The organism is Armatimonas sp. (genome assembly GCF_031410135.1).
Taxonomy (GTDB): Bacteria; Armatimonadota; Armatimonadia; order Armatimonadales; family Armatimonadaceae; genus Armatimonas.
Map to the genome: position 1 here is coordinate 1 of NZ_JANNYP010000757.1, position 10,220 is coordinate 10,220.

At 57.1% G+C, this 10,220-nt stretch carries 13 protein-coding genes; 5 read left to right on the forward strand and 8 right to left on the reverse strand.

Annotated features, from left to right (window positions below):
• A partial coding sequence (locus RMO15_RS27665; protein ID WP_309720567.1) for a hemolysin family protein occupies positions 1-834 on the reverse strand: 834 nt, incomplete at its 3' end.
• Positions 835-1,143: 309 nt separating this feature from the next.
• On the opposite strand from RMO15_RS27665, the gene RMO15_RS27670 reads away from it, so the two are divergent.
• Entirely contained in the window at positions 1,144-1,377 is a 234-nt protein-coding gene (locus RMO15_RS27670; protein WP_309720540.1) for a hypothetical protein, read from the forward strand.
• 47 nt (positions 1,378-1,424) lie between these two features.
• Here RMO15_RS27670 and RMO15_RS27675 read toward each other — a convergent pair whose 3' ends face one another.
• Positions 1,425-1,688, reverse strand: coding sequence for an efflux RND transporter permease subunit (locus RMO15_RS27675; protein WP_309720543.1), 264 nt, complete (start codon positions 1,686-1,688; stop codon positions 1,425-1,427).
• Between the two features lie 145 nt (positions 1,689-1,833).
• Here RMO15_RS27675 and RMO15_RS33480 point away from each other — a divergent pair, with 145 nt between their 5' ends.
• Positions 1,834-2,055, forward strand: coding sequence for an HGGxSTG domain-containing protein (locus RMO15_RS33480; protein ID WP_369016170.1), 222 nt, complete (start codon positions 1,834-1,836; stop codon positions 2,053-2,055).
• Between the two features lie 391 nt (positions 2,056-2,446).
• The gene (locus RMO15_RS27680) at positions 2,447-2,782 is read left to right on the forward strand and encodes a hypothetical protein (RefSeq protein WP_309720545.1); all 336 of its coding nucleotides are present in this window, start codon (positions 2,447-2,449) and stop codon (positions 2,780-2,782) included.
• Between the two features lie 357 nt (positions 2,783-3,139).
• On the opposite strand, the gene RMO15_RS27685 is transcribed toward RMO15_RS27680, so the two are convergent.
• The 5 genes from RMO15_RS27685 to RMO15_RS27700 form a co-directional block, all read right to left on the reverse strand.
• Positions 3,140-4,162, reverse strand: coding sequence for a hypothetical protein (locus tag RMO15_RS27685; protein ID WP_309720549.1), 1,023 nt, complete (start codon positions 4,160-4,162; stop codon positions 3,140-3,142).
• A 15-nt stretch (positions 4,163-4,177) separates the two neighbouring features.
• The gene (locus tag RMO15_RS27690) at positions 4,178-4,534 is read right to left on the reverse strand and encodes a hypothetical protein (RefSeq protein ID WP_309720552.1); all 357 of its coding nucleotides are present in this window, start codon (positions 4,532-4,534) and stop codon (positions 4,178-4,180) included.
• A gap of 22 nt (positions 4,535-4,556) precedes the next feature.
• Positions 4,557-5,033, reverse strand: a complete 477-nt coding sequence (locus tag RMO15_RS27695) for a hypothetical protein (RefSeq protein ID WP_309720555.1) — start codon at positions 5,031-5,033, stop codon at positions 4,557-4,559.
• 280 nt (positions 5,034-5,313) lie between these two features.
• Positions 5,314-5,439, reverse strand: a complete 126-nt coding sequence (locus RMO15_RS33485; RefSeq protein WP_369016171.1) for a PEP-CTERM sorting domain-containing protein — start codon at positions 5,437-5,439, stop codon at positions 5,314-5,316.
• 6 nt (positions 5,440-5,445) lie between these two features.
• Positions 5,446-6,738, reverse strand: a complete 1,293-nt coding sequence (locus RMO15_RS27700; RefSeq protein ID WP_309720558.1) for a helix-turn-helix transcriptional regulator — start codon at positions 6,736-6,738, stop codon at positions 5,446-5,448.
• A 268-nt stretch (positions 6,739-7,006) separates the two neighbouring features.
• On the opposite strand from RMO15_RS27700, the gene RMO15_RS27705 reads away from it, so the two are divergent.
• Entirely contained in the window at positions 7,007-7,978 is a 972-nt protein-coding gene (locus RMO15_RS27705) for a DUF4394 domain-containing protein (RefSeq protein WP_309720560.1), read from the forward strand.
• 357 nt (positions 7,979-8,335) lie between these two features.
• On the opposite strand, the gene RMO15_RS27710 is transcribed toward RMO15_RS27705, so the two are convergent.
• A complete protein-coding gene (locus RMO15_RS27710) occupies positions 8,336-9,574 on the reverse strand; it encodes a hypothetical protein (protein WP_309720562.1) in 1,239 nt (412 codons plus the stop codon).
• 438 nt (positions 9,575-10,012) lie between these two features.
• Here RMO15_RS27710 and RMO15_RS27715 point away from each other — a divergent pair.
• Positions 10,013-10,220 (forward strand): helix-turn-helix domain-containing protein (locus RMO15_RS27715; RefSeq protein WP_309720565.1); only part of this gene is annotated, 208 nt, incomplete at its 3' end.

Genomic DNA, 10,220 nt, shown 5'->3' on the forward strand with positions numbered 1-10,220 from the left:
CTCCAAGGCAAGTCGGTGCTCCATTAGGTAGAGCGGCTCTTGGACGAGTTGGCGCAAATCGATACTCTCCTGCCGCTGCTCCGCCGCCAACCAAAGCGCTTTGAGCGGCACGATTCCGACCAGATCATCCAGACCACCCACGCAGACAGGAAACGCCGTGTGCGGTGTCGAGGCGATCTTCTGGGCGTTAATCTCCCAAGTGTCCTCAATGTCCAGGTAGGAAATCTCACGGCGTGGGGTCATGACACTGGTGACGCGCCGGTCCGCAGCGCGAAACAGCCGCTCTACGATCTCTTGCTCGCCTTCATCGAAGACACCCGCCTTAGTGCCCTGGTCGATCAGGATCTTTATCTCATCCTGCGTTACGGGCGACTCTGTGGAGGGCTTAATCCCCATCAGGCGCAGCAGGCCGTTTGTGGAAATAGAGAGCAGCCAGACCAGTGGCGTGGCGACTTTCGAGAGCAGCTTCATCGGCCCGGCGACACGAGTCGAGAGGTTCTCAGCATTGGCAAGCGCCAGGGTCTTGGGAACCAGCTCGCCCAATACGAGGGAGAAGTAGGTGATGAGGATAATCCCGAAAGTAAAACCGACCGTCTCATCAGTGGATTTTGCAAGCCCCAGGCGCTCAAAAGCCCCGGCCAGTGGTTTGCCGAGGCCTTCTTCACCAATCGCACCAGAGAGAACTCCAATTAGGGTGATACCAATCTGAACAGTGGAGAGGAATCGGTCAGGCTGAGCAATCAGCTCAAGGGCGACCTTGGCCCGCTCGTCACCCGCTTCTGACCGTTGCTGGAGGCGCGCACGCCTCGCGGAGATAATGGCTGTCTCACTCAGATAATGGCTGTCTCACTCATCGAGAAGACGCCGTTAAGAAGAATCAAACCAAAAAGCAGCGCAAGCTGCCAGATACTGTGGCTTTCCATTCTGTTAGTTGTGTTTCCTTGAGCCGGGAGAAGCGTCTGATTCCGAAAACGTGTAGGTGACTGGCTCCCCGACTGCTCCTACAGTGTACCTGAAGCATGAGGGGACACTCGGCTGAACAAATGAGTGCAAGGACTGTCTGTCTACGAATTTGGTGTTTCTGTCGCGTCGTGGAAACGATAGCCCTTCACAGGATGTACTAAGTCCTAAGGAACACCGTGTATGAAAGTCATTCTTGAAGAAAATCATCAGGGCCATCGGATCAGGGTTGGGGAGAAGCCCCACGTCGTCTTGATGGGCCGTAGCCCAGTTCGTCAGTGGAGCTACCAGGTGCATATCAACGAAGAAGATGTCTCCGAACACTTGGTTGCTCCAGGTCAGAAGCCCGACCAGCTTCTCCTGAATGCACGGCAACTTGTTGAACATCGTTTGAGTGGCTCACTGGCTCGCGAGTGAGCCACGTCGCCCTTCGTGCACCAAGGAAGGCCACGAAGGGCGATTCGTCACCGAGTTTCCTCCTCCTCAGTCTCAGGCTCCCCACTAGAGTCTTTTTTTCGGGATTCGTCTCCAATGCGGAAATAGAGCGCGGGGGTGACGAGCTGATCGAGGAAGGTCGAGGAGAGTAGTCCTACAAGGATCTCCACCGCAATCCGCTGGAGCAGCTCTTTGCCTGGCTGACCGACCGAGAGCGCAAGGGACAATAAGCCCAGCGCGGCGGCCAAGGCAGTCATCAGTAGAAGCGCAAGCCGCTCCAGTGTCCCTCGCATGATCAGCTCCTCGCTAAATGGGGCCGAACATGCATAGCTGTAAAAAGCCGCCACTTAGACAACTGAGCCTAGAATTGGCCCATTTTGCCCTGCGTTATGTAGGTGTCCCTTTTTACGGCTATGTTTGTTCGGCCCCTATGAGAAGGTGGAGAAGGCTGAGGGCCTAGCCACTCGCCTAGATCGCTGCCGACGCTGTGGGGCCAAGACGCGCAAGGGTTCACCGTGCCAATGCAAGCCAGAGCCGGGGCAGGATCGGTGCAAGCTACACGGAGGCAAGAGCACGGGGCCAAAGACTGAGGCGATACGAGAAAGCAACCGGCGGCGGGCTCAGGCTCGCAGGGAGGCCCTCCAGCTCGCTCCCCTGTGATCGTCTACGCTTCTCTGTGATCGGTTCACCAGGGGCCGCGCTCCTGCTCGTGCAGTCCCTAGCCCTTCGGCTCCGCTACTCTGCGGTCTCGGGCCGAAGGTACCAACCTTCGGGGCTTGCTCCTGGCCACTCGCAACACGGGGCGCACTGTCGAAACTTCGACACATAAAAAAGCCACACGGTATACTGAGTCATGCAAAAGCTAGAATCGTGGGAGAAGGACCCTGAACCGCAGACCCCCTTTGAGGCGGAGTAGTTTGAAGCAACCACTCGGATTGGAGTGATCTTACGAGAGGCAACTTGACTAAGACACAGCAGGAATTCAAAAAAGGCTGGGTCGCCAGGCGACCCAGCTGTGAACTCACCTGCGGATTTGATAGGAGTTACGGAAATGAACAAGAACGCACTTACCGCCCTCGCCCTCGCTGGGCTGATGCTTGTCTCGATCGGAGGCGCTTTCGCGCAGACGAAGCAGCAAAAAGACAAGAACGACATGCGGAACCTCGGAATTGGCCTAGGGGCGCTTGCTGTCCACAAAACACTCAAAGGCGATACGAAAACCGGCCTTGCACTGGGAGCGGGAGCTGCCTATGCCGCAAAAAAATACGAAGACCAGCGCAAGGCACAGAAGAACTGGCGCAAGTATCGGTACAACAGCAAGGGCAAGAAGATCGGCTACTACCAGATGCGCGGCAACAAGCGCGTCCGCTACGTGAGCTACGGGTAGCCGCGAGATCACCGTTGGGAAGCGAAACGCGATGCTTGGTAGATTCGCCTTCGACACATAAAAAAGACGGTCTTTGAACAAGCCATGCCGAAGGCGAACAAGCCATGCAAATGCATAAGCCCCCTGGTGATCGCTTCACCAGGGGGCTTTTGTTTTGGTGATTATGCGCTGGCGCATAAATTCGCCCCCGCTCACGAAACGGAGAATATCGGGAAGTCCCGCAATTTAGGTGAAAGCCTACCACTGGTTGATTCACTTCAGCATTTGAAGTCTAGGGGTGGTGGTTCAAAACCCGTTTTCACCTAAATTGCGGGACTTCCCCCTTTTCCCGAAAAAATAAAGTCACCCCAAGTAGCCTTAGGCAGGGAGCCGGAGCTCGGTGCCGCCGTACCAGTCGGCGCTATTGATCTCCACCAAGTCGCCCAGTAGTTTTTTCTGGAGCGTGGGTCGGCGGCGGTCTCCGGCATAAAGGGCCTGCAAGGTGATCTCTCTTCCCTCAAAGACCCGTTTTTTGCGCTGGTAGGTGGTGACGTACTCAAAGCCATTGGGAGCCAGAGCGAGCCTGCCGTGCTCCACAAAAGGCGCTGCCTTGCCCGACGTAAGATCCAACAGGAGGGAGGACTGCCACATTCCCGCGATGCTGTCGCCGCGCTCGCAGCCGAGCAGGGCCTGCTCACGGCTCCAGGGAACGGGCAGGGCGTTGCGCCACCGACCCGGCCCCTCACGCCGAACCAGCGCCTCGGCACCCTGCTCGTAGATCACCCGGAACGAGCGCTGGACACGACCATTTGCCTGGACGAGATGGAGCATGGGCGCGCGCTGGTGGCGGTTCTCCGGGCGCTCACGGGTGGCACAGAGCAGAGTTGTCTCCTCCAACCAGCCCATCGCCTCTAGTTCTGGGGGAAGCGTCACTGTGCCGCCCTCCTGAAGAATCTGGTTGCCCACCACGCGGCGCTTCCCCTGCGGGGAGAGCATGCCCTCGGGGCGCTCCGCCAGCGCGATCTGCCGCCCGGTACTCGTCTGGAGGACATAGCGCTTTCTTCCCAGAGTCAGGATGACATCGTCGCCCTGAAAATAAAACGAGGGCTTGTACTCCGACGTGGTCTCCCAGAGCTTTTTGTCCTGGGAGCCATCGAGTGCGATCTGATGCAGCTCCAGACGAACCGGGTTGAGCTTCTCAAACGAGCGCACAAACAGGATGCTCATGCCATCGGGCGACCAGCGCGGCGTGTAGCTCTCGGCATCGGCTCGGGTGAGTGTGGTCATCCCCGAGCCGTCGGGGTTGATCCGATAGAGCTGAAAGTGGGTTTTCTGACGCGGCTGGTAGAACCGTGCCGAGAGGACAAGAGGACGGTCCAGATTGCGGGACTGTCGAGACATAAGAAGCTCCTTTGCTTAGCGCATAGCAACATAGCGGACGCGCTGCTTGCCGCGCATCAGCCAGTAGCCGACACGCTTGCCCTTTTGGGTGCGGTAGCTGCGCCAAGTGCGCTGCTCCTTGCGGCGGTCTTCGTACTTCTTGCCCGCGTAGGCCGCTGCCGCGCCATAGACCAGTGCCTCTTTTGGCTTGCCGGTTGTGGCCTTATGAACCGCCACAGCTCCTAGGCCAATCCCGAGGTTGCGCATGAGGTTCTTGTCGTTCTGACGCGCGGATTGGGCATGGCTTTGCGTGGCGGGTACTAGGGCGAGCAGGCTGAGCCCCAGAAGGTTCGCGGTGCGGTAGAGACGATTTGCATAGTTCATTAGGTTCATAGTGTTGGCTCCTTACTAAAAACTAACGGCGTTTGTTAGTCTTTCGTGACGTGAGAGCGTAGCTCTTGGCAAAAAGATCGGGGCGGGCGGTAAGATTGGGAAGGACTTGTCGTAGATGGGTTGCCCAGCTCTTGGCGAGCACAAGCGGGGTTGTGTGGTGTGCCTCGGCTTCGGCAGCCCCAATGGGGATAATAAGCTGACCATTGGCGACAATTTTGACGCCATAGTCTCCCAGATTCTTGACTTGAATATCTCTCCCTTTTAGTTTTGGGTTGTTGAGGATAAATCGAAGTCGGTCATAGGAGTCGTCCGCCCTAGTTTTGGTATCTTTGCTCAAGTCAACGGTAGATTTCAAGACAAAGAGTGTTTCTCCACCAATACTAATGCGCTGCTCTGTCTGTAGATTCTCTTGATGTGCAAAAGAAGTCTGTGCGAAGACGATAACACTTGCCATACCTGCGACAAGTGTGGCGATAGGTTTTGTTCTGTATGTTCTCATTGTTTTTTCCTCTTTCTTAGTTTTTTCGCGTAACGTGTCTGTATAGACGAGTTCTGGAGCAAGTCTAGTTCCGTGGAAAAATTCATAATGATTGGAGGTCGAGAAACACTTTGGCTATTTTTGCACATTCCCCTACCAAGGTATCATTGGGTGTTTCCCTATTCCTTCCTAATCGCATCAATGTGTCTCGAAAGGAAACTTACCGGGCGAGGAGCACGAGAAAGAAAAGAGGGCCAGGGATTACTCCCCGACCCTCGCGAACACACTACAGAGCAGCTCTCTACTTTCTACGACGCGCTACGATGCCGCCAACCATACCGAGCGCGAGGAGGGCGAGAGTGCCGGGCTCCGGGGCGCTGGATGACGCTGGGCGCGGCAAACAGAGCCTGACAAACAGGACCACCATAGCCTCTCAGAGACGGTCGGCGAGTTGGTGAAGTTTGCGCTGACGACTCGGCTGCGGATATTGCGCAAGCAGCGTGTTCAGTTGATCCATGTGCCGCTGCGCCGCGTCCCCTTCCCCGGCCTCCAGAAGCGCCTCCGCCCACAGGAGTTGATAAGAGGCTTTTACAGATGCCGCCTCCGTCACGTCGGGGATGGAAGGAAGCCAATCCAGCGCCTCCACCGGGCGTCCCTCGCTCAAAAAGATGCGGGCGCGGGTCAGCGGATAATAGAGATCGGCCATCCCTGAAGCGTTCGAGCTGTAGGGCAGTACCTCCTGTGCCTTCGCAAGGTAAGCGGCAGCCGCTTCGTGCTGCCGCGAGCGCCCCGCATAGAGCGCAAGGTCGCACCACAACGTCGTCTGCATCTCCCTTGGAAAAGCGGGCAGCCATCGGTTTAGCACATGCATACCCGCTGCATTACCGCTGGCTCCTTCGCTAGCAAGTTGAGCGGCGAGGTTCACTACCGCCTGCCAGAACGGTTCCGGGGCACGGCGACCAGACAGGGTGTTAAGACTGCGCTGCACATAAACCTCCGCTTCCCTCTTTCGGTCATGCACCACCAGATAGTTGGCATGAATGATCTGCACCCGTGCCAGCAGAAGCAATGCCTCGTCGGACTTGCCTGCCAGCAGCCACAGTTGCCGCTTGAGCGCCAGCGCCCGCAGGTCAACGAGAGGAAGGTGCATATTTCCGGTATCTCTATCAAGCGCAGCCACACCTTCCGCAGCCTCTTCTAGCGAAAGGTGTGGCTTCCCCTCCTCTATCTGCATTCGACGACCCGACAGCGCCGCCCGCTCCTCCGGGTACGCCCCCAGAAGCGCACACAGCCGCTCCAGGTTTTCCTCGGAAGGCAGCGATTGGGTCGTCTCCCAGCGTAGAATGGTGGAGCGCGCAATCTTCATTTCCGCCGCTACCTGCCCCCGCGTCAGCCCTCCCCGCAGGCGCATCGCCTGCAACAGATCACCCAGACCCGGTAGAGGCCCGTATTCTTCAGCTAGCGCGGGAGAAGCATGGGACTCCTGACGCGAAAGGGCCATGCCCCGCCGGGTCGGCAGCAGCGCCAGCGCGTGGACGCGCTCCTGCGGCGTCAGTTCCAGGGCCGTGAGTATGCTGTCCAGCTCCCATAGGCCGGGAGAGGATACGCCCGTCTCCCAGTAGCGAAGGGCACGTTCGGAGATATGGGCACGTCGCGCCAGTTCGACCTGTGAGAGCCTGCGCTGGCGGCGTGTGGCACGCAAGAACTCGGTAAAATCACGATTCAAAGAGCCTGTCCTTAACTGTCGTTGTCCGTGGAGCAGCGCCAGGGGATACCTCGCCAGACCAATTTATTCTATCCGGCGTCAGAGCGCCCAGACAAGGCGGTGAGCAGTAGTCAAACCGGCAGATTTCATGCAACACCCCAAATGTATCACAACCCTTATGTTATCCTGTTCACCGGGGCTATTTCACTGCCTGACCGCTTCCCCACATTACAGGGGCTGCCCCCTAGCACTACCCGGAGACTAATTTCTCCACAAAGGACTACGCCGCATGCGCCTGCATCACACTTTGCCACTCTCGCTTCTGACGCTGGGTCTCCTCGCCCTCGCACCCGCCGCACACGCCCAAGTCACTGAGTCCTTCATCGGCATCAACCTCAACGGCCAAAGCAACGGCAACCAACTGTTCCGCTTCTCCGCATCCACCACCGCTGGCCCGTCAAACGCAAGCATTCCTTTCACTAACCTTGCCGGGGGCGCGGGACTGACCACTACCATTACCAACATGACCGGCAATCTCGAAAGTATTGATTTCCGCCCGTCCAACGGCCTACTGTACGGGTTGACCAACGCATCCGGCACCCTGCGCCTGTACACTATAGACACCACCACCGGCGCGGCCTCGCTTGTGTCCCAACTCGTCGCGTCGACAGGTGGCGCGAACCCGTCCGCTACCCCGTTTGCTGATTCCGCTTACACCATCGATTTCAACCCACAAGCCGACGCCCTGCGGATTGTCAACGCCGCCGGGGCCAACTACCGCATCTCGTCCACTAACCTGGGCAACGGGTCGGGCACGACCTTTACTGATACGGCCCTATCGCAGAACAACATCCGGGGTATTGCCTACACCAACAACGTCGCCGGTGCGACTAGCACTCGCCTGTTTGATACGCAGTCCAACGGCTCCACGCTGTTTGAGCAGACGCCCCCCAACGCGGGAACATTGGTTGCTCAATCGAGTAGCACGGGTTTCTCGCTGTTCGGCGATGCGGACGTTTCGGGCATCACAGACTTTGGCTACTTCGCGGGTAGCAATTTTGGTGGCCTCAATGCCTTCTACCGCTTCAACGACATCAACACCGACGCGACCACCACGCAGGTCGGCACGTTCAGCGGCCTGCAATTTGTGACCGGCCTCGCCGCGCCCATCGGCTCTGCCAGCGCCGCCCCCGAACCCGGAACCCTGGCGCTCCTCGCCCTGGGCGGTACGCTGGTGATCCTCAAGCGCCGTAGGAAGTAGGGAGCAATCGCCACGTAGAGCGTGAAGTGGCTTTGAGAGGGCTGGGGGATGATCTCCAGCCCTTCGACTTTTCTAGGACGCGCTTATGCCTCGTGGGCGTGTAGGGGATATTTTCGCATACCCCGAACATGGACTGTCCCCAAAAAAAGTGTGCGGTAAGTTAAGCAACAGCTTCCCAGCAAGGTACCCTTGGAATATCCACAGAAAAGTGGTTGGTAAGTTAAGCAACAGGCTCCGGATCCGAGGTGCCAAGAAACCGTTGGTTTTTCAGACTGCCGAATGTGACCTCAATAGAGAAGTTGTTGCTTAAGTCACAACACACTTTTATGGGGATAGTACAGTACTCGGATACTTGGTTTAGAGCTCGGGAGCCTCGTCCGGATCGCCATATCCCGTCGTATCGATATCGGAAAAGTTGGCCACGTGGATACGGCGTACAAAGGGACGCCCAATGTTCATCCCCGCACAGCTCACGTCGTAAAAAAACTGCTGCCCCGTTTGTAGCGAAATACCATCCAGCGTTAACGGGCGCAGAACCACATAAATAGACGCCCAAGGGCAACAGAAGAGGTATCCAACGAAGTCATCTGAGTCTTTCTTCTTGGCGTCGCCGATGTCTCCCCGCTTGAATGCCTCACGCACCTCGTTCAGGATGGCAAGTGTCCTTTTGGGATCGGGATCGAGCTTCCACAAACGCGCAATGGCTTTACGTGCCTCGGGGTCTGTCTTAAGCCGTATGAGGCCGGAGCTATCGGTGAGGCACCACGGGTCAAACCCAACTTCACCCGGCCCGGGAATCGCTTGTGCTTGTGGCGCGACGCCCGTAGGGGGCGGCGGGGCTTTCTCTTTGAGCTCACTCTCTTTATCTAAAAGCGCGGGCATCGCTAGGAGTTGGCCCAGACGATAGAACTGCTCGATGGCTTCCTTCGCATGCTCCTCGATGTGCTCATGCAGGTTCTGCGAAGGATTTCCACCCCAGAGGTTGTCAGCGTATTCCGCCTTGGATTTCGCCGCAGCCCAAAGCTGGCGAGCAAAGCCCACGGATTCCTGCTTGTCTTCGGGGGATTTGGCCTCCTCAAAGAAAGCCATCGCGACACCCGCATGATCTCGCAGGCTGCGCATCGCCTCCAGCATTCCATGGAGGTACGCATTGGGACAGGGCTCCACCTCCCTCCAGGGGGGAAGCTCCGCAGGCACCTCAACATCTAGGCGGTAGTTGGGATTGCTGTGTGCTTGCCGCGCTCTGCTCATCCAGCCCTCGACCTGCTGATAGAAGCTCAGAACCTGATTGGCAGTAACCGGAGGGAGATAGCCCCGTGTCGCGGGACTGACCATGTAGTCAGCTTCGATGAACTTATCACCCAAGAGCTGGAGGGCGTAGGCATTCCAGAAACAGAGCACCTCAGATTGCGTGGCGGAGGGAACCTCCCAAGGATGATGGCCTTCCAGTTTAATATCCAAGCGTTTCTGCTCAGTATGATCCAGCATCTCGTAGACCCCAAGGCTTGCTCGCTGGTACGCCTCTAGTGTTTGTGCGGGAATCTCTCCCTGCAAACGACTGACCAAATTGCCCCAAAACGTTATCTCGTCTGACATAGAAATCCTTATACTTCGCGCTACATTATATCTCTACTTCGGTCTGAGAGTGCTTTTCAAACCGGCGTAGAGTGTAAGGTAATGGGAGCTACGAGAGTCAGAAGCGGCGGCAGAGACGAGCGGCGGATAATCATCGCCGCGAACGGCTTCCGCACCACCTCTAAGCAGTTGAAGATTTGGAAGGCGATTTCACCAGTACCTGTCAATCCCCACCTTTCAACGAGATTTTCGGAAGTTTCTACATTTCTATCCCCTTCGTGAAGGGGATAGAAATGTTCACGGATACATTCCTTTTCGGCAACTACTTGGGGATCGGACAACTGCCATGAACCGGAGGCCACCGCGAAAAATGGTCGTTTTCGTGATCGGCTCACGGAGCTAGTTAGCGAGGATTCTTTGCGGCTTCCGTTATTCAATGATTTAATTGAATAATTGAATATGAATCAAGAGACAAAAAGGCAATTCAAGAGTGAACTCTTCGAGCAGTTCGCCCGCATCGGCAAAGCACTCGCCGCGCCCCAGCGACTCGAAATCCTAGAGCTGCTCTCTCAAGAGGAGAAGCCTGTCGAGGCCGTGGCAAGCGCGATTTGCATTCCCATCGCCAATGCCTCCCAGCATCTCCAGGTGCTGCGCCGCGCACAGCTCG